The sequence below is a fragment of the Erythrobacter sp. S158 genome, from assembly GCF_057364915.1.
In genome coordinates this window covers 123,226-144,811 of the sequence record NZ_CP200279.1, presented here as the reverse complement: position 1 = coordinate 144,811, position 21,586 = coordinate 123,226, and the positions used below count along the sequence as shown (strand labels likewise).

The window sequence follows — 21,586 nt, the reverse complement described above, 5'->3', positions numbered from 1 at the left end:
CATGGCTGTCAGCCAAGCCGGTTGCGCGCGCCGATGAGCCGTGCCACCACTACAAGAGCATGAGCAACGCGGCGCAGACCATTACGCGGCCCCCTTTCCCGCCTGAGGCGAGCCGTGAGGTCGCATTGGCTGATCCCGCATCCGTCGCGCCCGTCCCCGAAAGCTGGAGCGAGCTAAGAGAAGCGCGCGACATCCAGTTTGAAGAACTGACGATTGTTCCACCTCCGCTGCCCGAGCCGGCAGAGCCGAGCTGGTTTTCGCAAATGCTGCGCGAAGTGTTTGCATGGCTGGGTGAGGTGCTGTCTCCGGTTGCGGCCTTTTTCGGAGAAAGCTGGCCGGTGATGAAATGGGTGCTGCTAGCCCTGCTCGTCGCCTTCGTCCTCTATCTGATCGCGCGCAATATCGGCCTCATTGCGCGCCGTCGCCAGATGCCCAGAAGCGCGACCAGCGAGCCTGAGTGGCAGCCCGACCAGAAGGAAAGCACAGCCCTGCTGCAAGATGCTGACGAGCTTGCCGCTCAGGGGCGCTTCGATGAAGCGACGCGGCTTCTCTTGCAACGCAGCGTGCGGCAGATCGCGGCGGCAAAGCCGGACTGGGTCGAACCATCGAGCACCGCGCGCGAGCTTGCCGCGCTTCCCGCGCTATCGGACCGGGCGCGCGCAGCGTTCGGGGCGATATCCGAGCGCGTCGAACGCAGCCTTTTCGCGCTGCGCTCACTCACCAAGGAGGACTGGGAAGCGGCTCGCGCCGCCTATGCAGATTTTGCCCGCGTCGAAATCGAGCAGGCGAGCGCATGACCACGGCAGCTACGCCAGCAAGCGCTCGCAGCAGATCGCCGTTCAGCAGGGGAGCGGTGCTCGCCATCGTGCTGGTCGGTTTCACTGCCTTCATCGCCATGCTCTATTTTATCAGCGCAGGCGATACCGGCGGCGAACGTCCGGGCCGTGCGCATGCCTCGGCTAATGGCCTCAACGGCTATTCGGGCCTCTACCGATTGCTTCAGGCAGAAGGCTTTACTGTCGAGCGCTCGCGTAGTCGCGAGAGCCTTACGACCTCGAACCTGCTGGTGCTGACCCCGCCACAGAATGTCGACTTCGAGGAATTTGCCGACACCCTCCAATCGCGCCGGTTCTATGGCCCTACCCTCGTGATCCTGCCCAAATGGATTGCCGGTCCGCCTCAGGGTGAGCTCGTTGAGGAGGACCAGATTCGCATGCGCGATGACTGGGTCACGCTGTCGCGCACTGCGCCCGTGCCGTGGACCGAAGACCTGCCCGAACCTTACACGTTCACCTACGGCGCTCAGCAATTCGGCGGGAGCGGCACGCCCCGCTGGTATGCCGATGGACGGCAGGGAAGAATGCCGACCCGGATCATGCTGCATGCGGAGCAGAATGAGGGGCATCGCGCGCTTGTCACCAACACCGCTAGCCATTCGCTCGTCTTTCAGGTTTCGGGCGACGAAGGCATCAACCGGGTGATCTTTGTCGTCGAACCAGACCTTGTGAACAATTTCGGCCTCGCCGACGGGCAACGCGCAGGACTGGCGCTCGACCTCGTTCGGCAGGCGAGCAATGTCGAGGGGCAGTCTGTCACTTTCGACATGACCTATCTTGGCTACGGACAGACGATGAACCTGCTGACGCTGGCCTTCCGCCCGCCATTCCTTGCAGCGACACTGTGCCTGATCCTTGCGCTTTTCATCGTCGGCTGGAGGGCATTTCTTCGTTTTGGTCCGGCGGCTGTGAGCGGTCAGGCGATTGCCTTTGGCAAGAACCAGCTGGTCAGCAATGGAGCAGGCCTGATCGTTCGCGCCCGCAGGCTGGGCCTATTGGCAGACCCCTTCATCCAACTGACCGAGCGGCGCGTCGGCAAGGCGCTAGGGATCGCGCGGCCTGACAGCGAGAAGATCGACGCCGCCCTCGCCCAGCGCCTGCCCGATCAGGAGCCGTATTCCCGTCTCGCAGCGCGGCTTCGCGACGCCCGCAGCCCCACCGAAATCCTGCGCGCTGCCAAGACACTCAGCGCGCTCACTTCAAGACTAACAGGGAAAACCGCCGAATGAGCACTGATACACCGCCCCAGACAGGCGGCATGAGTCTCGCCGAACTGCGCGATCTGGCCGACGCGATCCGCGCAGAGGTCGCCAAGGCGATTGTTGGCCAGAACGATATGGTCGACCAGCTGCTCGTCGCCCTCGTCAGCCGTGGTCACGTTCTGCTCGAAGGGCCGCCGGGAACTGCCAAGACCTTTCTCGCGCAGGCCTTTTCTACCGCGCTCGGGCTCGATTTCGGACGGATCCAGTTCACGCCCGACCTCTTGCCCGGCGACATTCTCGGCTCCAACCTTTTCAACTTCCAGACGAGCCAATTCACCCTCACGCGCGGGCCGATCTTCTGCGAATTGCTACTCGCCGACGAGATCAACCGCACGCCGCCCAAGACACAGGCCGCGCTGCTCGAAGCGATGCAGGAACGCCGCGTGACGCTCGATGGGGAGACGCACCAGCTGGCCGATCAATTCATGGTGGTCGCAACGCAGAACCCGATTGAGAATCAGGGCGTCTATCCGCTGCCCGAAGCGCAGCTCGACCGCTTCTTGTTCAAGCTGCTAGTCCCTTATCCCGATGAGGCCGAGGAGGCTCGAATTGTCGCGAGCTATGGTTCGAGGTCCGGGCCCACTCGCCCGGCGGATCTGGGTGTCACAGCCGTCGCGAATGCGCAGATTCTCTCGAGCGCCAACGCCGCGCTTTCGCAGGTCGCTGTTGCTGATGAGATAACGCAATATGTCGTGAGACTGGTCCGCGCGACGCGCGAGCATTCCGAACTTGCCGTGGGCGCGTCGCCGCGCGCGGCGGTTATGCTGGCGGGGGCGGCAAGGGCGCGCGCGGCGCTTGAGGGGCGCGACTACACGATCCCTGACGATGTGAAGGCGCTCGCACTCCCGGTCCTGCGTCACCGCCTGACGCTAAGCCCAGCCGCCGAGATCGACGGGCGCGACATCGAGGCGCTGGTTGCCGAGCTCATCGGAAGCACCGAGGCGCCGCGCTAGTCCGATGGCAGGTACCCCCGCCCTTCCCCTGGTCCCGACCGAACGCGCGGCATGGATCGCAGCTGGCTTTGCCCCAGTGGCACTGGTGATTGCGGCGGTCTCGCCTGCTCTGTGGGTGATCGCCCCGGTGCTGGCGGTAGCATTCGCCGCGCTGATCGCGCTCGACGGGATGCTCGCAGGCCGCGTGGAGGACTGGCAGGTGATCGCGCCCGACGACACCGAGATCGGCCAGACGACTGCGCTCGACGTGCATGCGCGTTTCGACCGCCCTCAGGTGAGCGGCGTCGAGGCAGCGCTTGAATTCGACCCAAGGCTCGCCCCGGGCGGTCGCGCCACGATCGCGCTGGTGCCCGAACCCGATACCGGCGCGCAGAGCGGCACGTTTGAGGCTTTGCCCTCGCGCCGCGGGACTGCAGCCTTGAGCAGAGCGTGGCTGCGCTGGACCGGGCCCCTGGGCATCGGAGCGCGCCAGACCAGCCGCGATCTGACGCAAGAAATCCGCATCTGGCCCGACCTCTCGCCCGTGCGCTCGAAAGAATTGCAGACTTTTCTGCGCGATGCTCAGACCGGCCTCATCGCGCGGCGTATTCGCGGCGAAGGCACCCAGTTCGAAGCGTTGAGCGAATACGAACCGGGCATGGATCGCCGCCGGATCGACTGGAAAGCAAGCGCGCGGCACAATCACCTCTATGCCCGCGAAAACGAGAGCGAGCGCAACAACCCGATCGTCTTCGCCTTCGATTGCGGTCAGGCGATGTGCGAGCCGGTTGATGGGATGCCGCGCATCGACCGCGCGGTTTCGGCGGCGCTCACCTGTTCCTATGTCGCGCTTAAAGGCGGGGACCGGGTGGCGCTGTTCGGCTTTTCGCAAAGGCCGCAGCTGATGACCCCCTTCGTCAGCGACACGCGCTCTTTCCACCGTTTGCAGAGCGCAGCGGCAGGCCTCGACTACGATGCGAGCGAGCCGAACTTCACCCTCGCGCTCGCCACGCTGACCTCGAAACTCAAGCGCCGTTCGCTGATCGTGCTGTTCTCCGATTTCACCGACCCGACCGCTGCGGAACTCATGGTCGAAAGCATCGGGCGACTGGTGTCAAAGCACCTCGTCCTGTTTGTCACGATCGCCGACAGCGAGCTTGAGGAAATGATCGCCGAGGAGCCCACATCCATCACGACGCTGGCAAAATCGGTGACGGCGGACAGCCTGCTTCATCAGCGCCAGATCGTGCTCCAGCGTCTTCGGCAGATGGGTGTCGACGTGATCGAGGCCCCCTACGAACAAATCGGCTACCAGCTGATCGACAGCTATTTCAGGATCAAGCGCAGCGAGGCGATCGGATGAATTCGCCAATCCTTTCAAGCTGGTTCGGGCGTGGCGAAGTCGCAGCACCGGTCGATATCGAAAGCGCGACCTTGCGCTCAGACCGCTTCCGGCTGGAGCGAGAGGGCGATTGGAAGCGGCTTGAGGATATCGTTGCGCGGATGGAGAAAGGCGGCCTGTCGCGCATTGACGATGCCGAATTGCTTGCGCTGCCGACGCTCTACCGCACCGCTGCTTCCAGCCTGTCGGTCGCGAGGGAAACATCGCTCGATGCAGCGACCTTGCGCTATCTCGAGGGCCTCGTGCAGCGCGCATGGTTCCAGGTCTACGGCCCGCGCCAGGGGTTCTTCGCGTGGTTTCGCGGGTTCCTTTTCGGCGGATGGAGCCGCGCCGTTCGCGAGATCTGGCTCGACATCTGCATCGCGCTGTTCGTGATGGTCGCTGGCACTATCGTCGGCTGGCTGCTCGTCGTGCGCGATGTCGACTGGTACTATCGGCTCGTCCCCACGCAGTTCGCCGACACGCGCGTGCCCGGAGCGAGCCGCGAGGAGTTGTTGGCGACGCTCGCGGTCGAGGAAAGCGCGAGCGGGCTGTCGACCTTCGCCGCCTCGTTGTTCAGCAACAATGCGGGCGTCTCGATCCTCGCTTTCGCGCTGGGCTTTGCATTCGGCATCCCGTCGCTCCTGCTGCTGGTTCACAACCTTGCCGTGCTGGGCGCGATGATTTGGCTGTTCAATTCGGCAGGTCTCGGCATCGAATTTGCCGCATGGCTGAGCGTTCATGGAACGACCGAGCTTTTCGGCATTCTGCTTGCCGGGGCGGCGGGCCTGCATATTGGCCGCTCGATGGCGTTTCCGGGCGACAAGTCGGTACTCGATGCAGCCGCTGAGAGCGGGCGGCGGGGAGCGGTCGTGATGGTGGGCGTCGTCATCATGATGATCGTAGCTGCGCTGCTCGAGGCCTTCCCGCGCCAGCTTGTCGAAGGCGCAGGCAGCCGCTTCGTGATCGGCGGAGCGTTCCTTGCCTTCTGGCTGTCCTATTTCTTCCTCTATCGTCCCGCCTCTGCCGCGCATGAAAGCGAGGCGGCGGGATGACCATGGCAACAACCTCCCCATCGCAGACCCGGCAGGCAGCTGCCGACAAGCGCCTGCGCCAGATCATCACGCCGGAAGGCATCGCACTGCCCATCCGTGTTGCAGGGCGCGGAAGCAGATTGGGTGCGCTCGTGCTCGATTTCGTGCTCGTCATCACGGCCATGATTGCGATCTACCTGCTGGTGATCTGGCTGGCGGCCGAGCTAATGCTGGCTTCGGCCATCGGGGTGACCACCGGGGCATCGGAAGCGGTCAACATCTTCCTGATCCTCACCTTTTTCCTTGCGCGCTACGGCTATTTCCTCGCTTTCGAACTGGGCCCGCGCGGCGCGACCTGGGGCAAGCGCGTGCTCGGCATTCGCGTGGCTGCGCGCGGCGGCGGCAGGCTCACGCCCGAAGCAGTGGTCGCGCGCAACCTCCTTCGCGACATTGAACTCTTCATGCCGCTCATCTTCCTCCTCGTCGCGCCGAGCGGTCAAGCGGGAAGCTTCGGGCTCGCAGGCCTCGTCTGGTTCCTCACCTTCATGGCCTTCCCCTTCTTCAACAAGGATGCGCTTCGGGCAGGCGATATCATCGCAGGAACATGGGTGGTCGAGGCTCCGCGCGCAAAGCTCGCAGACGCGATGTCGGTGAATGGCTCGGCTGCGAATGGGAAGAGCGACGTCACCGGCGCGCGCTACGATTTCGGCGAGGCCGAGCTATCGATTTATGGCGAGCACGAATTGCAGGTGCTCGAACGCATGCTGCGCGAAGATCAGCCCGAATCTCTCGCCGCCGCGCATGCCGCGATCTGCAGGAAGATCGGCTGGGATCCGGGCGCAGGCGATGAACGCGCTTTCCTTGAAGCCTTTTATGCGCAATTGCGGGCCAAGCTCGAAGGCGACATGCGCTTCGGAAAACGCAAGGCGGACAAGTTCTCATGACGATCCAGAGGCGGGCATTCATCATTGGTGCGCTGGGCGCCGGGCTCGCGGCGAGCGGGTGTTCGACGCGCCTTCCCGACATCACCCTGCCGCCGGGGACCCAGCTGCAATTCGGTCCGGGCAACCGCTTCGAGGCGATGCTCAGGCAGATCGAAGGAGATTCGAACGGCACGCTGGGGGTCGAATTGTTCGATGTCTCGACCGGACACTCGGTCGGGATCAACCGGGACCGGCGCTTTGGCCATTGCTCTTCGTTCAAACTGTCGCTTGCCGCGATGGTGCTGGCCTCGGATTCGCTCGGCATTGTCGATGCCGACAAGCGCGTCATGTGGAGCGAAGACGACCTTATGGCCGTCTCGCCCTTCACCACGCGGCGTCTCACCGAGGGGGCGACCTTGCGCGAACTGGCCGAGGCGACGCAGAAGTTTTCGGACAACGCCGCCGCCAACATACTGCTTCGCGAATATGGCGGCCCGGCGGCGCTGACCGCGTTCTGGAGCGGGATCGGCGACAATGTCAGCCGCCTCGACCGATATGAGCCTGCGCTCAACAATGTCCCCGTCACCGAGTATCGCGACACCACCACGCCCGCAGCGATGGCGCGCACGGTGGCAGCACTCGGATACGGCGAAATCCTGCCCGACGACAATCGGGCGACCTTGCGCCAATGGATGATCGACACGCCCACCGGTGTGCGGCGCGTGCGCGCGGGCCTGCATGAAGATCTGCTCGGCGGCGACAAGACCGGCACGTCGCTATGGCCGGGCATGGAGAGCCTCTATGTCGATATCGGCTTTGTCGAGCCGCCAGCGGACAAGAGCGGCGACGGCGAAAAGTGGAAGTCGGGCCCCTTCACCTTCGCGACCTATTTCCGCCCGCGCACCATTGTCGATGGCCTCGATCCGGCTGCCGAAGCCGCACTCGCAAGGGTCGGCGAGGTCTTGAGTGCATTTGCCGAAAGGCCCGATCGCTGGCCCTTCTGACGCGCTGACTGGTCTCTCAAGTTTCGATCTGCTACCGATCGGTCAGGAAAGGGATCATGGAACGCGCACTCAAACTTGTCGCAGCCAGCCTGCCGCTCGTCTTTGCCTTCGCATTCCTGGTGCCTGTGATTGATCAGGGGATGCAGGCGCTCGGACTTGGCGCGCCGTTTGGCCTCTCCACACTCACATTCGCGCTGATTGTCGGCGGCGCTTGGGGCCTGTTCGCTCAGGTCACGGGGCGGTGGATATGAACGCGCAGTCCGCGATCCTGCCCGATGATCTCTCCCAGCTTTCCGACGGCGAACTGAAGCGGCTTGAGCTCAAGATCGCGCGCAAGCATTCGGGCATGGTGCCGTGGGATGCGGTGATCTGGGCCTTTGCCAATATGGCGGTGTGGCTGTCGCTGTGGCCGCTGGTCTTTTCAGGGCTGCTGCCGCTCTGGATCGCGTTTCCGATCGCGACGATCAACATGGCGCTCGTCTATCTGCCCACCCACGAAGCGCAGCACGATATCATCGCGCGTCCCGGTACGAAGCTTCGCTGGCTCAACGAGCTGGTGGGCCACGCGACGAGCTGGATGCTGATCTTCCCTTTCGAAGTCCTGCGCATCACTCACCTCGACCACCACCGGCACACCAACGACCCCGAGCTCGACGTCGATATAACCACCAAGGCTCCGGGGCCGTGGTCGGCGATCTGGTATGCCATCAAGAACCGCCAGCCCAATGCGAAGCGCAACCACGACTACGCCGCCTCGATCATGCGTGCCGGGCGCACCGACCTGATCCTGCTCAGCCTTGCCTACAAGATCGGCTTCATCTCGATCCTCGGGACGCTGGCGTGGAATGGCTATGCTTTGGAAGCGCTGCTTTTGTGGTGGCTGCCCTATCAGATCGCCATCACCTACATCGTCTTCTTCCTAAGCTGGGCGCCGCATCACCCGAGCAATGAGCAGGGCCGCTATCGCAATTCACGCGCGTGGAAGTCGAAGGTCGGCAATTGGGGCTCGATGTGGATGCAGTTTCACATCGTGCACCACCTACACCCCTATATCCCGCTCACCCGCACGCCGGCGGCGTTCTGGGAAATGAAGCCGATCCTCGAAGCGCGCGGTTGCGAGCTTGGGGAGCTTTAGTGGTCGGGCGTGTCTGACGCGTCTGCTTCGGCGTCGCCGCCAAAGATCGCAACTTCGTTGACGCCATCGCTGGTCGCGCGGCCGCGATACATGCCGCTGGTGTTGAAACTGTAGAGCGCGTTGCCTTCTGGCGTGACAAGGATAATCCCGCCATCGCCGCCCAGTTCCTTGACCTCGGCCATAACGTCATCAGCGATTTGTTGCGGTATTTTTGCATTCTCCGACATGATCAACTCGAACATCTCGTTGGCTCCCTCATCGTCCTCCAAGACTTCGCCGATCTCATTAATGCGCATTGCGATTACCTCGGGAGGCGGCGGCTGAAGCATCCGCAAGCGCGTGCAGATCTCCTGCGCCACGCCGACACGAATGAAGTACTCACCCCAGCCAGTCGCCGACACCGCGCAAGAACGATTGTCCGCGTAAGTCCCCGCGCCAACTACCGGCGCATCGCCGATCCGGCCCCAGCGCTTGCCAGTCATGCCGCCAGTCGAAGTGCCCGCTGCAAGGTTGCCGTCCTGGTCGAGCGCCACCGCACCCACCGTGCCGAACTTGTGATCGACATCGAGCGCGGACATTTCCTCAGCCTTCATCCGCTCGAGCGACTGACGACGCGCCTCGGTCGCAAACCATTCAGGGCCGGTCACATCAAAACCGCGTTCGAGCGCGAACTGCTCCGCCCCTTCACCCATCAGGAAAACGTGCGGGCTGTCAGTGCGCACGCGGTCGGCGAGCAGGATCGGATTGCGCACGGTGGTAACGCCGGTCACCGCACCTGCGCTGCGATCGCGTCCGTCCATGATCGAGGCGTCGAGCTCGTTCTCGCCCTCCCACGTGAAGACCGCGCCGCGTCCTGCATTGAACAGCGGATTGTCCTCCATCGGGATGATCGCCGCCTGGATCGCTTCCATTGCGGTGCCGCCATCGGCGAGAATCTGCGCGCCCGCATCGAGCGCTTCCTGCAAGGCAGCTTCATACTGAGCGCGGCGTTCAGGCGTCATGTTGTCGGGGCTGAGCGTGCCCGCACCGCCGTGGATCGCGATCGACCACTTGGGCGCGTCTGCATCCTCATGGGCCTCTGCAAAGGCGTGAGTGGGAGCAAGCGTGGCGAAAGCCGCAGTCGCGGCAGCAAACAGAGCGTTTTTCATGGCTTGCATGGCTAGCTCAAACCTGCGCAACAGGCCACATACAAGATTCGGGAGATGCACCATGAGCGAATTCGGCCACGACACAACCGCAGACGAAGTACTCGAGGGCAAGGACCTGTCGGGCAAGACGGTCTTCATCACCGGCGGAAATTCCGGTCTCGGGCAGGAAACCGGCCGGGCGATGGCCGCGAAAGGCGCCCACGTAATCCTCGCCGGGCGCGACCAGGGCAAGCTCGACGAAGCAGTCAGCGCGATCCGTTCGGAAGTTCCCGACGCCAATCTCGAGACGATCACATGCGACCTTGCCTCGCTCGACAGCGTGCATGCGGCGGGCGCTGAGGCGAATGAGCGGTTCGACAAGATCGACCTGCTTATCAACAATGCCGGTGTCATGGCCTGCCCCAAGATGGAAACCGCCGACGGGTTCGAGATGCAGCTTGGCACCAATCACCTAGGCCACTTTGCGCTGACCAAGCACCTGATGCCGCTGGTCGAGGCGGGAACCGACAAGCGCATCGTGAACCTGTCGAGCCGCGGCCATCACATCGCGCCGGTCGATTTTGACGATCCCAATTTCGAAAGCACCGATTACGTGCCATTCCTGAGCTATGGCCGGTCAAAGACAGCGAACGTGCTGTTCACAGTCGGCCTAGAGAAGCGCTTTGCCGACAAGGGTATCCACTCATACGCAGTGCATCCCGGCGGCATCCAGACCAACCTTGGCCGACACATGTCGGAGGAAGAATCCGCAGCACTGGTCGAGCGAGTGACCGAGAACGATCCCGACTTTTCATGGAAGACGATCCCTCAAGGCGCAGCGACGCAAAGCTGGGCTGCGACCGCCGACGATCTTGAAGGCAAAGGCGGGCTCTATTGCGAGGACTGCCACGTTGCCGAAGTCGATGACACTTCGCCAAATAGCGGCGTTCGCACTTACGCGCTCGATCCTGTAGCGGCGGACAAGCTTTGGGCGATGTCGGAAGAGATGACCGGCGTAACTTTCGCCTGATCTACTCCTCGATAAAGTCCTTGAGCAGCGCGAGCGTATCCTTTGCCTCGCGACTGGGGACGATCGCCATGAAGACGTGCGGCGCTGCCTCGTATTCGTAGAGCTTTGCATCGATACCCGCATCGCGCAGCTTGCCGGTGAAGGTACGGGAATCGATGATGAATAGGTCATGCCGTCCGGTCCAGATGCGGGTTGGCGGCAACTGCGCCAGCTCCTCTTTCGAAGTGTAGAGCGGGCTGCATTGGGCGCTGCCGGGTGCTCGCTCGCCTGCGAACATGATCCCGCAAGAGCGCAGGGTTCCGATCTTTAGCATGATATCGTGCGGCTCGACCGTCTCGATCGCCGGGTCTGCCATCGTCACATCTAGCCACGGCGCAAACAGCGCAAGTTTGCCGGGCTGCAGTCCGCCCGCTTTTGCCAGCCTGAGCGCAAGGCTTAGCGCCATATGCCCGCCCGCGCTGTCGCCGTTGAGGATGATCTTCGCGGGATCGTGATCCTCGGCAAGCTTGGCAAAGGTGGCGTCGGCGACTGCGTCCTGCGCTTCCCACGAGCTTTCGGGCACGACCGGATAAAGCGGCGCGGTGACGCTCACCCCGCATTTCTCGACCATCGCCTCGATCAGCGGCCAGTGCTCCTTGAACATCGGCAAGACGAAGCCGCCGCCGTGGAAATAGAGCATGTGCCACTCGCCCGGCCCGGACTTGGGATGGATCGTGACCACCGGGTTCTGCGCGGCGGTCCAGTGGATCACATTATGCTTGTGCCTCAGCTGGTTGGGCATCGATGCATCGTTGGGAAGCGGACGCTTCGCCATGTAGTCCTCGAACGCGTCAGCGGTGTGCGGGAAGACCGGCTTGCGCTTCGCCATCAGCCATTTGACCACGCGCATCAGGATGCTGGGCTTTGCGCTGCGCAGTTCGATGGATGTGTCAGTTAGCATGTGTCTGTCCCCTATGCGTGCGAGAGTGCCGGAGACTGACCGAGTGTCAAGCAGCCGGACGGCCAATCCCGGTAATGAGCCCTTCCTGCAGCCAGCGTCCTAGCATCGCGCCTGCGCGCATCGCGGCAGCCTGGATCGCTTCAGGAGTCGGCTCGTTTTCACCGAGCAGAACCGCGATAAGTTCGCCGTAATTCGCCCCGCTTTGCATGGCTTGAATGGCACCGGCATGATCGGCTTCTGCAAGGATGAAGGTGGGCCGATCACCCTCGCGCCACACAATGCAGGATTGCGGGGCGGCGAGATTGATTTCCAGTCGGTCATCGCTGCCGCCTGAAAGCGAGCGCCACATGGCCTCAAGGTCATGATCAACCAGCCGGACGGTGCTGCGCGGCTGAAATGTCAGCGTGAGCGCGCCCCAGTCCTCATCGCCGAACCCCGCGCTTGCCTCGGCAAAGGCTTCGGGTGTGACAGGCTCGCTGTCGGGCGCGGTGCCGACTTCCATCATTGTCCATTCGAGCCATGCGAGTTCAGCGACTTCGGGGTTTTGGCCGAACAATTCGGCGCAGGTTCGTTCAAAGCCTGCCCCAGCCTCGTCGATAGTCCAGCCAGCAGGGGGGTGCTTGATCGCATGGTGCATCGCGACCTGCTTGAATGGCCCTTCGCCGACATAGGTGCGGGTGCGCTCGAAGGTTTCTTCGAGCGCGCCCATCAGCGCGGAGCGGTAATTCCCGCGATAGACCGCCATGCCCGCCGCCTGCCGGTTGCCCCAGCCTTCGGGGAGCGCGGCGCGGTCATCGAGGATCGCTCTAAGGAATGCCTCCTGCCGGTCAGCCAGATCGGTCATGCCGGGACGAGTGCCTCGCTCGCAAGCCCGCGCGCTCGGTCGAGTTCGATCAGCAGGTCGGCCAAGGGCGGGATATTGCCGTCGCGCTCAATCATGGTCGCGACCGGTTGAGGAAGCATGGCGATAGCCTTCGCATAAAGGTCCCACACACCGTCGGCGACTTCGCGGTCATGCGTGTCGATGATTATGTCGCGCTCCGGCGTGGCAGGATCGTGGCCCGCGAGGTGAATTTGGCGGACGCGGTCAAGCGGCAGTCCGGCAAGGTAGTCCTCAGCCGAAAAGCCGTGATTGCGCGCGCTCACGTAGATGTTGTTGACGTCGAGCAGCAGGTAGCACCCGGTCCGCCGTGTCATCTCGGTCAGAAATTCCCACTCGGTAAGTTCATCCTCCGGGAAAGTGAGGTAGCTCGACGGGTTCTCGAACAGCATTGCGCGGCCCAGCGCGTCTTGTGCGCGGTCGATATTGGCGCAGACAGCAGAAAGCGCTTCTTCGGTAAGAGGCATCGGCAAGAGGTCGTGCGAATTGTGCGCGCTCGTGCGGGTCCAGCACAGGTGGTCGGAGACCCACAAGGGTTCGATCCGCTGCTCCAGCCGTTTGAGCGCCCTGAGATATTGCTCATCCAGCCCCCGCGCCGAACCGATCGACATCGAGACGCCGTGCAGGATCACCGGCAGCCGCTCGCGCACTTGCTCCAGCACGCGCAGCTGGCGTCCGCCTTCGACCATGTAGTTTTCGGAAATGACCTCGACAAAATCGACCGGCACGCCGTTTTCGTATCCGGGGCCGCTCAGAAAGTCGTCGTAATGCGTGCGCCTGAGGCCAAGGCCGAAGCCGCCAAAGGGCGCAATGGGGTCGTGGCTGGTTGGCATGAATTCCTCCTTAGCAGACATTTATTGCTGCCGTCGCCTCCCCGGTTCGCCGCCGCCTGCGCCATTGTTACACTCCTTAATAGGGCGAATTAGTAGGGCGAACTTAATAGGGCGAATTAGTAGGGCGAACATTCCACGCGGCGTGAATCCAACTTTTTTGCGATTTTTGTAACCGACCCCGGAGGCAGCCCGAATGACAGGGCAGTCCCGCAACGTTCGCTGGACGCAAGTTTTGAAGAGTTTGGAGAACTGCCATGAACAAGAAGTCGATCACCGCTCTCGCCGGTCTCGCCCTTACCGCCGGCATCACCGCCGGTCTCGCCACCACCCCTGTCGCTGCACAGGGCGCCAAGGAGAAGTGCTACGGTGTTGCGCTTGCAGGCAAGAATGACTGCGCCGCAGGTCCGGGCACGAGCTGTGCCGGTACCTCGACCCGCGATTACCAGGGCAATGCCTGGGTCTATGTCGACAAGGGCACCTGCACCAGCATCGAGACGCCCAAGGGCAAAGGCTCGCTGACCCCGATCCGTCGCTAAACCGCACGGCCCTGCCACACACAGACTGATCAGGCGGCCAATCAGGCAAACATTCGGCCACCCGATCAGGTTCAAGGAGGAAAGACAATGAACAGCATCACATCAGCATGGAACCGATTGACCGGCGCCCTTTCCGGCACGTTCTTCGAAAGCATCGCGCTTCTCATGAGCCGCGTTGCGCTCGCCGGGATTTTCTGGCGGTCCTATGAAACCAAGGTTGTCGAAGGCAGCCTGCTGCAAATCGACGAAACGCAATACTTCATCTTTGCCAACGAGTTCACCGGCCTGCCGATCTCCCCCGATCTCGCCGTGCCGCTGACCGTCTATGCAGAGTTCGCGTTTCCGATCCTGCTCCTGATTGGTCTTGCCAGCCGCTTTTCCGCTGCTGCGCTTGCCGTGATGGCGCTGGTCATCCAGATTTTCGTGTTCCCGACCTGGGCTCACTTCTTTGGATGGGATCTGACCGTTCTGGCTCTTGCAGCCATCATCATCAGCCGTGGCCCCGGCCTCTTCTCGCTCGATGCCCTGCTGGGCCGGTTCACCGGTTCGCAGAAATCGAGTGGCGCGGAGCCCCAACTGGCCTAAGGTCCGATAAGGACTTTGGGAGGGGATCACCATGGTTGCCGATGAACCGACATTCGCCCGCCTCATGGTGGCAGCGCAGGACGGCGATAAAGCCGCTACCAATGTGCTGCTCTCCGAGGTGGGCGTATGGCTCGAGCGTTACTTCAAACGCCGGGTCCCGCCGCATTCGATCGATGACCTCGTTCAGGATGTGTTGATCGCGTTCTACACAAAGCGCGCGACCTGGGATCCGTCACGGGCCTTCCTGCCATGGCTTGCAGCCATTGCGCGCTATCGCTGGGTCGATCATCTGCGCAAGGTCTACAAGCATGACGCGAAGGAACTGTTCGAAGACGACGCGGTTGAAGACAGCGAGGAAGAAGTTGTCCTGGCCCGGGTCAGCCTCGACCGCCTGTTTGGCCAGCTCCCCGACAAGCAGGCCGAGGCGATCGAACTGGTAAAAATTGGCGGCCTGTCGATCCGCGAAGCCGCCGAAAAGACCGGGCAGAGCGAAAGCCTGGTGAAAGTGAATATCCATCGTGGCCTCAAGAAACTGGCCGCCATGGTCGAGAAAGCCGATTGAAATGAAAAACGACATTCCCTCTTCCACCCGCATGGACCGCGACGCCCTCATCGCGGCCCTGACCGAGGATCTGACGCCGGTAAAACGCGTAAAGCCCGCAAATGGGGCGATACTGATCGGCTTTGCGACGATCGTTGCCGCGATTGTCTCGATTGCGATCTTCGAGTTCTGGACCGGCATGGTATCGGGTGAAGCCTCGGGCTTCTTCTGGATCACCAATGGCCTGCTGATGGTGCTGGGTGCGGCAAGCACGTCCGCGCTGGTCGCCTCGGCGCTGCCCCGCGTCGGAACGCGCGCAAACGCCCCGTTCTGGAGCGCTGCGATGCTGGCCGTCATGCCGGTTGCAGCGTTGCTGACCATGTTCTCGATCGAGGCAACGCACGATCATTCGGTCAGCGCCTTTGCCGATCCGGCCCTCTTGTACTTCGAATGCGCGCTGTATGGGACTGGCGCCGGACTTCTGGTCGCAACTGCCGCCGTGATGTTCCTGCGCCAGGGTGCGCCGGTTTCGATCGAGCGTGCAAGCTGGCTCACCGGCCTTGCCGCCGGATCGCTCGGATCGCTGGCTTACGGCATCACCTGCCCGCTCGACACGATTTCGCATGTCGGTATCGTCCATGTCCTGCCAGTTGCGGTCTCAGCAGTCGCCGCCCGCTTCGTGGTCCCGCCGCTGATCCGCTGGTAACTTCAGGAAAAATACTTGCGTGAGCCGTCCCCCCGCGGGACGGCTCACAGCCATTTCCAGCGCCAGAACAGTACCAGCTGCAGCGCCATGATGGTGAGGCAGATGCCGACCACGATCCAGAACGCATCGCCGTTCTCGACGCCTGGCATACCCCCGACATTGATCCCCATCAGCCCGGTCAGGAAGCCAAGCGGCAGGAAGATACCCGCCACGATGGTAAGCATGTAGGTCGCGTGCTCGTTCGAGGCGAGGCTGCGGGCGCGCAGCTCGTCCTGAAGCACCAGAGCGCTTTCCTTGCTGATCTCGATATCGTCGATGTAGCGCCTGAGCCGTGCAATCGACTCCTCGATTTCGCGCCGGTCGTGATCCTCGAACCATGCGGGCGCATCGCGAGCAATGCTCTGCAGTGCTTCGTGCTGCGGCGACATGTGCCGCTGCAAGGCGAGGCAATTGCGCCGGATTCCGGTTATCTTGGGAAGGATTTCCTCGTGATCATCCTCGATATCCATCTCGTCGAGCTCGTCGATCCGCAGGTTCATGTCGACGATGGTATGGTTCATGCGGACCGTCAGCTGTTCAACGATTGCCGTGATCGCCCCGCCAGCGTCGAGCGGCCCCTTGCCCAGTTCGAGCAAGGCGCGCACGTCGCGCGGTGTCTGCATAGGTGCCTTGCGCAAGGTCATGAGGCGCACACCATCGGACCAGACCTGCAACTAGATCATGTCCTTAGGTTGCGCTTGCTCGGCGAAATTGATGCCTCTTAAAGCCGCGGCGATGGCGTTGCCTTCGCGCAAGGCGCGCGGTCTGGTCGAATCGGAGACGAGGAATTCAGCTGTCGGCTCCGGAATGCCGAGGTCGTTTTCGAGCCATGGCTGCACTTCGGGTGCGTGTCGGCGAAGGTGCAGCCACAGGATTTCTCCGGGATGCGCCGGTTTCCAGCCATCGACCTCTTTCCTGCCGATCGGGGTCGCACCACCCTTCCCGTCGAGCACGCAGCCGAAGATCAGCGGTCCCTTGCCCTCGGTCGCATCTGTTCCGGTTGTTTCCATCACCGACCACCATGGCGCAGGACGCGACGTTTTCCTACTCTCCATGCTCCGTGTTAATGCGAGAGTGATGCAAAGGGTCGCAAATCTGAAAAACCGCCGCCATATGGTGACACGAATGGCGTCCAAGGTGACACTTTGGGCGGCCAAGGTGACAGACATGCTATTTTGCCCTGGACCGTGTAACATGCGGTCCACTTTCAGGAATCAGGTCAGTTAGATGAACGCAATCCGCCCTTGGCGAACGGTTGAACGGCGCGAATGTCGCCAGATCATGGTCGGCGATGTGCCCGTCGGCGGCGATGCGCCGATCACGGTGCAGACCATGACCAACACGCCCACCGAAGACGCGGCCGCAACGATCGACCAGATCAGGCGGTGTGAGGACGTGGGCTGCGACATCATCCGCGTCTCGTGCCCGACAGAGGATGCGACCGCCGCGATGCCGCTCATCACGCGCGCGGCGAACATCCCGGTCGTTGCCGATATCCACTTCCACTACAAGCGCGCGCTCGAAGCCGCCGATGCAGGCGCCGCATGCCTGCGCATCAATCCCGGCAATATCGGCGGCGATGACCGGGTCGCCGAAGTGGTGCGCGCCGCAAAGGCCAATGGCTGCGCGATCCGCATCGGCGTGAATGCAGGCAGCCTCGAAAAGGACCTGCTGGAGAAGTATGGAGAGCCCTGCCCCGAAGCGCTGATCGAAAGCGCACTCGACCATATCAAGCTGTTGCAGGATCACGACTTCCACGAATTCAAGGTCGCGGTGAAAGCCTCCGACGTGTTCCTCGCGGTCGCCGCCTATCACGGGCTTGCCGACGCGGTCGATTGCCCGCTCCACCTTGGCATCACCGAAGCGGGCGGGCTGATCGGCGGGACGGTCAAGTCCTCGATCGGCATGGGCTCGCTGCTGTGGGCGGGGATTGGCGACACAATCCGTGTCTCGCTCTCCGCTGAGCCGGAGGAAGAGGTCAAGGTCGGTTACGAGATGCTCAAGGCGCTGGGCCTTCGCACCCGCGGCGTTCGCGTTGTCTCGTGCCCGTCTTGCTCGCGTCAGGGCTTCGACGTGATCCGCACGGTCGAAACGCTGGAAAAGCGCCTCGAACACATCAAGACGCCGATGAGCCTCAGCGTACTCGGCTGCGTGGTAAATGGCCCGGGCGAAGCGCGCGAGACCGATATCGGCCTCACCGGCGGCGGATCGGGCAAGCACATGGTCTATCTTTCCGGCGTCAAGGCGCACACGATCGAGGATGAGGACATGCTTGACCACATCGTGCGCCTCGTCGAGGAGAAGGCCGCCAAGATCGAGGCTGGCGAAGAGGTTGCCTTCGACCCGCATGCCACCGAAGCCGAAGCCGCCGAGTAACGCCCGCATGATCAGGCCAATCCTTGCAGGTCTCGCTGCAGCCCTCCTCGTAACCGGCTGCGCGACCATTGCCGACACTGGCGGTCATGCCGCTCACGATTACCCCGAGGCGCGATCCTACGCTGTCTCCAGCGATGCGATGGGCGACGTCGACGCCGCGCTCTCCCGAGCGACAGAGGCTGACAAGCGCGTGCTTCTGGTCATGGGCGCCAACTGGTGTCACGACAGCCGCGCGCTTGCCGGATGGCTCGAAAGCGAGCGGATCGGCGCGCTGGTCGACGAGCAATATGAGCTCGTCTTCGTCAATATCGGGATGCCTCAGCAAGGTGACGGCCACAATCTCGACATCGCGCAGCGCTTTGGCCTCGACGACCTGCCCGGCACGCCCAACGTGCTGGTGCTCACCGCAGACGGCACGCTGGTGAATGCCGAGACCGCGACGACTTGGCGCAATGCGGCAAGTCGCAGCGAAGAGGCCATCTACGACGAGCTGGCGAGCCTTGCGGGATAAGCAGACGGCACGGGCGTGATCGAGGCGCTGCTGCTCGCTGTCGCGCTGGCGATGGATGCGTTCGCGGTTGCGCTCGCCCAAGGCGCGCGGTTCCGTCCCGACTTGGGTCCGACGGTCCGTATCGCGCTGGTCTTCGGCTTGGCGCAAGGCCTGATGGCGGCGCTTGGATGGGCGCTCGGAAAGGCGGCGCTGGTCTGGGCCGGGAGCGTCTTCCACTGGATAGCCTTCGCCTTGCTTGTGGCTATCGGATTGCTGATGCTGCGCGGCGGCGGAGACGATGAAGCGCGCCCGATCCTCGGGACCGCCGCGCTCCTCGGAGCAGCGCTCGCCACCTCGATCGACGCTCTCGCCGCCGGGGTTGCGCTGCCCGAGATCGCGCTCGATCCGCCGATCACGGTCGCACTGATCGCGGCGTGCACGCTCGCTCTATCGCTCGCAGCAGTGCAATTGGGCAAGGCCGCGGGCGAGCGCTTTGGACGTCCCGCTGGGGTATTCGGAGGGCTGATCCTGATCGCGCTGGGTTGCAAGATCGCCCTCGAACACACAGCTGTCATCTGATGCTCCACGTCGTTCACCACGCCGACTACATGGCCCCGCGCCCCACGCGCGGGTCATTCAAGTTCGACAAGTACTACCTCGTGATGGAGGAGCTGCGCGGATCAGGCGCTGCGATCACGGAGCACGCGCCGGATCCAATGCCGCGCGACTGGCTCGAGGCGGTGCATGATCCCCAATACGTTGAAGAGGTCTTCAGCGCGCAGGTCCCCCACGCCAAGGAACGCCGCATCGGCTTCCCGGTAACAGAGCGTATCCGCGACCGCGTGCGGCACACGAATGGCGGCACATGGCTCGCAGCGCAGCTTGCGTTGAAGCACGGCTACGCCGCGAATAGCGCGGCGGGCAGCCATCATGCGCTTGGCGATACGGGAGCGGGGTACTGCGTCTTCAACGACCTCGCCGTCGCCACCAACCGCCTGCTCGCACAAGGCGATGCGGCGCGTGTGCTGATTGTCGATCTTGACGTCCATCAGGGCGACGGCACCGCCAGCCTGTTGGCCGGGCGCGAGGACGTCTTCACGCTCTCGGTCCATGCCGAGAAGAACTTCCCGGTGCGAAAAGCGCGTTCTACTCTCGATATCGGTCTACCCGACGGGACCGATGACGATGGCTACATGGAAGCGCTCGACAAGCACCTGCCCCGCATCATTGACAGCTTTGCGCCCGACTTCGTCTTCTACCAGGCAGGCGTCGATCCCCATGTCGAGGACAAGCTGGGAAGGCTCGCCCTCACCGATGAAGGGCTTATGCAGCGCGATCGCTTCGTTGTGCGAGAGGCGCGGCAACGCGGACTCGCGGTCGCTTCGGCGCTCGGCGGCGGGTACGGCGACGATCAGCGCGCGGTCGCGGCACGCCATGCGCGCTCGATGCTCGCCATGGCCGAGGAAAATGCGCTATGGAGCCAAGCCGCAGATCAGCGCGCATCAGGGAGAGTGTGAATGAGCAGCCAGGATACCGACTACCTCATCGTTGGAGCCGGAGCCGTTGGCCTCGCTTTTGCCGACACGCTGATCGACGAGGACCCTGACTGCCACATCACCATCATCGACAAGCACGCGGCCCCAGGCGGGCACTGGAACGACGCCTACTCCTTCGTGACGCTGCACCAGCCGAGCGCGACTTACGGCGTCAACTCGATGGAATTGTGTCCCGACCGCGTCGACACGCACGGCCACAATGCCGGCATGTATCCGCTCGCAAAGCATTCGGAGATCCTCGCCTACTATTCGAAGCTGATGAGCGAGCGCCTGATCCCGAGCGGACGCGTCGCATACCACTCGCTCACCGAATATGTCGGCAAGGATGGCGCCGTTCATTCGGCGCGGCATATCCTGTCGGGCGAGACGATCCAGTTCAATGTGCGCCGCAAGCTGGTCGATGCAACGTGGTTCAAGACCAGCGTTCCTGCAACGCACAAGCCCGGCTTCGAGATCGCCGAGGGGACGCGCTTTGCCAATCCGGGTGACTTGCCCGCGCTCTGGAAGGATACTCAGAACCTTCCCGATCACTATGTCGTGATCGGCGGCGGCAAGACCGCGATGGACACCGCCGTTTGGCTGCTCGAAGCGGGCGTTGCGCCGGACAAGATCGACTGGGTCCGCCCGCGCGACAGCTGGATGTTCAACCGCAAGCTGCTGCAACCGGCCAAGCATCACATCGAGGACCTCATCCGCTTTCAGGTCGACCTTGCCGAATGCGCGGCGTCGTCCGAGACAGGCGACGAGATGTTCGAGAAGCTGGACGAGCGCGGGACGATGCTTCGGATCGACCCCGATGTCACGCCCAAGATGTTCCACTATGCCGTCATATCCGAGGCAGAAGTCGCGCTGCTGCGCCAGATCACAAACGTGCATCGCGGCCGACGCGTTACCGCGCTCGAGCCGGAGGCGATGCTGTTCGGGGACGAGCGGGTTGAGCTTCCGGAAAACACGCTCTTCATCAATTGCACCGCCAGCGCCGTCCCCTTCGAACAGCGCGCCAACACCCGCCCGTTCTTCGATGGCGACACCATCACGCTGCAATTGGCGCAGACGCCGTTCGTGCCCTACAGCGCCTCGCTCGCAGCCTTCCTCGAAGCCAATTTCGAGACCGATGAGGAGCGCAATGTACTTTGCCCGCCGGCTCCGCTAACCGATACGACCGACACCTATCCTTATGCGGTGATGGCCAACCTCATGAGCACCGCGATCCTTTCGAACAACGAAAAGACCAACGCCTTCAATGCGAAAAGCCGCCTTCATCCGACCGGTCCGGCGGTGGCTGAGATGATCGCGAACAATGACCCGCGCCTTGCCGCATTGTCGAAAGTCGCCCCTGCAATCCAGGCGAACATGCCCGGCATCGTCCAGCTTGGAATGAAGGCGAAAGCGCTTCATGAAGCTGCGTAAGAAAAGGGATTCACGGGAACCTCATATTTG

At 62.8% G+C, this 21,586-nt stretch carries 25 protein-coding genes; 19 read left to right on the top strand and 6 right to left on the bottom strand.

The features are described from left to right. Positions 1–59: 59 nt before the first annotated feature. Genes AC0V6T_RS00750 through AC0V6T_RS00710 form a run of 9 tightly spaced genes read left to right on the top strand, consistent with a single transcriptional unit; the run spans position 60 to position 8,507 of the window. Entirely contained in the window at positions 60–797 is a 738-nt protein-coding gene (locus AC0V6T_RS00750) for a hypothetical protein (protein ID WP_486123448.1), read from the top strand. Next, positions 794–2,065, top strand: coding sequence for a DUF4350 domain-containing protein (locus AC0V6T_RS00745; RefSeq protein ID WP_486123446.1), 1,272 nt, complete (start codon positions 794–796; stop codon positions 2,063–2,065). The genes AC0V6T_RS00750 and AC0V6T_RS00745 overlap by 4 nt, the downstream gene beginning before the upstream one ends. Before the next feature lie 29 nt (positions 2,066–2,094). Further along, positions 2,095–3,051 (top strand): AAA family ATPase, encoded by a 957-nt coding sequence (locus AC0V6T_RS00740; RefSeq protein ID WP_486128458.1) that lies wholly within the window; start codon positions 2,095–2,097, stop codon positions 3,049–3,051. 4 nt (positions 3,052–3,055) lie between these two features. Beyond that, positions 3,056–4,393, top strand: a complete 1,338-nt coding sequence (locus AC0V6T_RS00735) for a DUF58 domain-containing protein (protein WP_486123444.1) — start codon at positions 3,056–3,058, stop codon at positions 4,391–4,393. Further along, positions 4,390–5,466, top strand: a complete 1,077-nt coding sequence (locus AC0V6T_RS00730) for a stage II sporulation protein M (RefSeq protein ID WP_486123442.1) — start codon at positions 4,390–4,392, stop codon at positions 5,464–5,466. The genes AC0V6T_RS00735 and AC0V6T_RS00730 overlap by 4 nt, the downstream gene beginning before the upstream one ends. Then, positions 5,463–6,389 carry an RDD family protein gene (locus tag AC0V6T_RS00725; RefSeq protein WP_486123440.1) on the top strand — a complete coding sequence of 309 codons (927 nt, stop codon included), beginning with the start codon at positions 5,463–5,465 and terminating at the stop codon, positions 6,387–6,389. The genes AC0V6T_RS00730 and AC0V6T_RS00725 overlap by 4 nt, the downstream gene beginning before the upstream one ends. Further along, positions 6,386–7,372 carry a class A beta-lactamase gene (gene bla, locus AC0V6T_RS00720; protein WP_486123438.1) on the top strand — a complete coding sequence of 329 codons (987 nt, stop codon included), beginning with the start codon at positions 6,386–6,388 and terminating at the stop codon, positions 7,370–7,372. Before AC0V6T_RS00725 ends, bla begins: the two co-directional genes overlap by 4 nt. Before the next feature lie 56 nt (positions 7,373–7,428). Further along, positions 7,429–7,623, top strand: coding sequence for a hypothetical protein (locus AC0V6T_RS00715; RefSeq protein WP_486123436.1), 195 nt, complete (start codon positions 7,429–7,431; stop codon positions 7,621–7,623). Further along, positions 7,620–8,507, top strand: coding sequence for a fatty acid desaturase (locus AC0V6T_RS00710; protein WP_486123434.1), 888 nt, complete (start codon positions 7,620–7,622; stop codon positions 8,505–8,507). Before AC0V6T_RS00715 ends, AC0V6T_RS00710 begins: the two co-directional genes overlap by 4 nt. Here AC0V6T_RS00710 and AC0V6T_RS00705 read toward each other — a convergent pair. Beyond that, positions 8,504–9,664: an isoaspartyl peptidase/L-asparaginase family protein gene (locus AC0V6T_RS00705; protein ID WP_486123432.1), complete on the bottom strand. Its 1,161-nt coding sequence runs from the start codon at positions 9,662–9,664 to the stop codon at positions 8,504–8,506. The genes AC0V6T_RS00710 and AC0V6T_RS00705 overlap by 4 nt on opposite strands. A 52-nt stretch (positions 9,665–9,716) precedes the next feature. Here AC0V6T_RS00705 and AC0V6T_RS00700 point away from each other — a divergent pair, with 52 nt between their 5' ends. After that, the gene (locus tag AC0V6T_RS00700) at positions 9,717–10,664 is read left to right on the top strand and encodes an SDR family NAD(P)-dependent oxidoreductase (RefSeq protein ID WP_486123430.1); all 948 of its coding nucleotides are present in this window, start codon (positions 9,717–9,719) and stop codon (positions 10,662–10,664) included. 1 nt (position 10,665) lies between these two features. Here AC0V6T_RS00700 and AC0V6T_RS00695 read toward each other — a convergent pair whose 3' ends face one another. From AC0V6T_RS00695 to bufB, 3 genes are read right to left on the bottom strand one after another with little or no spacing between them, the layout of a single operon-like run. Continuing rightward, positions 10,666–11,604 (bottom strand): alpha/beta hydrolase, encoded by a 939-nt coding sequence (locus tag AC0V6T_RS00695; RefSeq protein ID WP_486123428.1) that lies wholly within the window; start codon positions 11,602–11,604, stop codon positions 10,666–10,668. A gap of 46 nt (positions 11,605–11,650) precedes the next feature. Beyond that, entirely contained in the window at positions 11,651–12,448 is a 798-nt protein-coding gene (locus tag AC0V6T_RS00690) for an HvfC/BufC family peptide modification chaperone (protein WP_486123426.1), read from the bottom strand. After that, complete coding sequence (gene bufB / locus AC0V6T_RS00685) at positions 12,445–13,317, bottom strand: MNIO family bufferin maturase (RefSeq protein WP_486123423.1); 873 nt, start codon at positions 13,315–13,317, stop codon at positions 12,445–12,447. The genes AC0V6T_RS00690 and bufB overlap by 4 nt, the downstream gene beginning before the upstream one ends. A 254-nt stretch (positions 13,318–13,571) precedes the next feature. Here bufB and AC0V6T_RS00680 point away from each other — a divergent pair, with 254 nt between their 5' ends. The 4 genes from AC0V6T_RS00680 (at position 13,572) to AC0V6T_RS00665 (ending at position 15,685) form a co-directional block, all read left to right on the top strand. Beyond that, positions 13,572–13,853, top strand: coding sequence for a BufA1 family periplasmic bufferin-type metallophore (locus AC0V6T_RS00680; RefSeq protein ID WP_007165296.1), 282 nt, complete (start codon positions 13,572–13,574; stop codon positions 13,851–13,853). Between the two features lie 87 nt (positions 13,854–13,940). Further along, positions 13,941–14,438 carry a DoxX family protein gene (locus AC0V6T_RS00675; protein ID WP_486123421.1) on the top strand — a complete coding sequence of 166 codons (498 nt, stop codon included), beginning with the start codon at positions 13,941–13,943 and terminating at the stop codon, positions 14,436–14,438. A gap of 31 nt (positions 14,439–14,469) precedes the next feature. Beyond that, the gene (locus AC0V6T_RS00670) at positions 14,470–15,000 is read left to right on the top strand and encodes a sigma-70 family RNA polymerase sigma factor (RefSeq protein WP_486123419.1); all 531 of its coding nucleotides are present in this window, start codon (positions 14,470–14,472) and stop codon (positions 14,998–15,000) included. A 1-nt stretch (position 15,001) separates the two neighbouring features. After that, positions 15,002–15,685 carry an NrsF family protein gene (locus tag AC0V6T_RS00665; RefSeq protein ID WP_040464417.1) on the top strand — a complete coding sequence of 228 codons (684 nt, stop codon included), beginning with the start codon at positions 15,002–15,004 and terminating at the stop codon, positions 15,683–15,685. Between the two features lie 44 nt (positions 15,686–15,729). Here AC0V6T_RS00665 and AC0V6T_RS00660 read toward each other — a convergent pair whose 3' ends face one another. Both AC0V6T_RS00660 and AC0V6T_RS00655 read right to left on the bottom strand, forming a co-directional pair. After that, a complete protein-coding gene (locus AC0V6T_RS00660; protein WP_486123417.1) occupies positions 15,730–16,398 on the bottom strand; it encodes a CorA family divalent cation transporter in 669 nt (222 codons plus the stop codon). After that, complete coding sequence (locus tag AC0V6T_RS00655; RefSeq protein ID WP_486123415.1) at positions 16,399–16,734, bottom strand: hypothetical protein; 336 nt, start codon at positions 16,732–16,734, stop codon at positions 16,399–16,401. Between the two features lie 217 nt (positions 16,735–16,951). Here AC0V6T_RS00655 and ispG point away from each other — a divergent pair, with 217 nt between their 5' ends. From ispG to AC0V6T_RS00630, 5 genes are read left to right on the top strand one after another with little or no spacing between them, the layout of a single operon-like run. Beyond that, positions 16,952–18,100 (top strand): flavodoxin-dependent (E)-4-hydroxy-3-methylbut-2-enyl-diphosphate synthase, encoded by a 1,149-nt coding sequence (gene ispG / locus AC0V6T_RS00650; protein WP_486123413.1) that lies wholly within the window; start codon positions 16,952–16,954, stop codon positions 18,098–18,100. A gap of 7 nt (positions 18,101–18,107) precedes the next feature. Beyond that, positions 18,108–18,611: a thioredoxin family protein gene (locus AC0V6T_RS00645; protein ID WP_486123411.1), complete on the top strand. Its 504-nt coding sequence runs from the start codon at positions 18,108–18,110 to the stop codon at positions 18,609–18,611. A gap of 15 nt (positions 18,612–18,626) precedes the next feature. Then, positions 18,627–19,169 (top strand): manganese efflux pump MntP, encoded by a 543-nt coding sequence (locus tag AC0V6T_RS00640; RefSeq protein ID WP_486123409.1) that lies wholly within the window; start codon positions 18,627–18,629, stop codon positions 19,167–19,169. After that, positions 19,169–20,107 carry a histone deacetylase family protein gene (locus AC0V6T_RS00635; protein WP_486123407.1) on the top strand — a complete coding sequence of 313 codons (939 nt, stop codon included), beginning with the start codon at positions 19,169–19,171 and terminating at the stop codon, positions 20,105–20,107. Before AC0V6T_RS00640 ends, AC0V6T_RS00635 begins: the two co-directional genes overlap by 1 nt. Then, positions 20,108–21,556 carry an NAD(P)-binding protein gene (locus AC0V6T_RS00630; RefSeq protein ID WP_486123405.1) on the top strand — a complete coding sequence of 483 codons (1,449 nt, stop codon included), beginning with the start codon at positions 20,108–20,110 and terminating at the stop codon, positions 21,554–21,556. Positions 21,557–21,586: the final 30 nt, after the last annotated feature.

Bases quoted from the DNA above. Each gene is read 5' to 3' on its own strand.
- AC0V6T_RS00730 (WP_486123442.1), top strand. From the start codon at position 4,390: ATGAATTCGCCAATCCTTTCAAGCTGGTTCGGGCGTGGCGAAGTCGCA.
- AC0V6T_RS00715 (WP_486123436.1), top strand. From the start codon at position 7,429: ATGGAACGCGCACTCAAACTTGTCGCAGCCAGCCTGCCGCTCGTCTTT.
- AC0V6T_RS00675 (WP_486123421.1), top strand. From the start codon at position 13,941: ATGAACAGCATCACATCAGCATGGAACCGATTGACCGGCGCCCTTTCC.
- AC0V6T_RS00635 (WP_486123407.1), top strand. From the start codon at position 19,169: ATGCTCCACGTCGTTCACCACGCCGACTACATGGCCCCGCGCCCCACG.
- AC0V6T_RS00750 (WP_486123448.1), top strand. From the start codon at position 60: ATGAGCAACGCGGCGCAGACCATTACGCGGCCCCCTTTCCCGCCTGAG.
- AC0V6T_RS00630 (WP_486123405.1), top strand. From the start codon at position 20,108: ATGAGCAGCCAGGATACCGACTACCTCATCGTTGGAGCCGGAGCCGTT.
- AC0V6T_RS00690 (WP_486123426.1), bottom strand. From the start codon at position 12,448: ATGACCGATCTGGCTGACCGGCAGGAGGCATTCCTTAGAGCGATCCTC.
- ispG (WP_486123413.1), top strand. From the start codon at position 16,952: ATGAACGCAATCCGCCCTTGGCGAACGGTTGAACGGCGCGAATGTCGC.
- AC0V6T_RS00705 (WP_486123432.1), bottom strand. From the start codon at position 9,664: ATGCAAGCCATGAAAAACGCTCTGTTTGCTGCCGCGACTGCGGCTTTC.
- AC0V6T_RS00725 (WP_486123440.1), top strand. From the start codon at position 5,463: ATGACCATGGCAACAACCTCCCCATCGCAGACCCGGCAGGCAGCTGCC.
- AC0V6T_RS00710 (WP_486123434.1), top strand. From the start codon at position 7,620: ATGAACGCGCAGTCCGCGATCCTGCCCGATGATCTCTCCCAGCTTTCC.
- AC0V6T_RS00680 (WP_007165296.1), top strand. From the start codon at position 13,572: ATGAACAAGAAGTCGATCACCGCTCTCGCCGGTCTCGCCCTTACCGCC.
- bla (WP_486123438.1), top strand. From the start codon at position 6,386: ATGACGATCCAGAGGCGGGCATTCATCATTGGTGCGCTGGGCGCCGGG.
- AC0V6T_RS00735 (WP_486123444.1), top strand. From the start codon at position 3,056: ATGGCAGGTACCCCCGCCCTTCCCCTGGTCCCGACCGAACGCGCGGCA.
- bufB (WP_486123423.1), bottom strand. From the start codon at position 13,317: ATGCCAACCAGCCACGACCCCATTGCGCCCTTTGGCGGCTTCGGCCTT.
- AC0V6T_RS00655 (WP_486123415.1), bottom strand. From the start codon at position 16,734: ATGGAAACAACCGGAACAGATGCGACCGAGGGCAAGGGACCGCTGATC.
- AC0V6T_RS00740 (WP_486128458.1), top strand. From the start codon at position 2,095: ATGAGTCTCGCCGAACTGCGCGATCTGGCCGACGCGATCCGCGCAGAG.
- AC0V6T_RS00700 (WP_486123430.1), top strand. From the start codon at position 9,717: ATGAGCGAATTCGGCCACGACACAACCGCAGACGAAGTACTCGAGGGC.
- AC0V6T_RS00745 (WP_486123446.1), top strand. From the start codon at position 794: ATGACCACGGCAGCTACGCCAGCAAGCGCTCGCAGCAGATCGCCGTTC.
- AC0V6T_RS00695 (WP_486123428.1), bottom strand. From the start codon at position 11,604: ATGCTAACTGACACATCCATCGAACTGCGCAGCGCAAAGCCCAGCATC.
- AC0V6T_RS00665 (WP_040464417.1), top strand. From the start codon at position 15,002: ATGAAAAACGACATTCCCTCTTCCACCCGCATGGACCGCGACGCCCTC.
- AC0V6T_RS00645 (WP_486123411.1), top strand. From the start codon at position 18,108: ATGATCAGGCCAATCCTTGCAGGTCTCGCTGCAGCCCTCCTCGTAACC.
- AC0V6T_RS00670 (WP_486123419.1), top strand. From the start codon at position 14,470: ATGGTTGCCGATGAACCGACATTCGCCCGCCTCATGGTGGCAGCGCAG.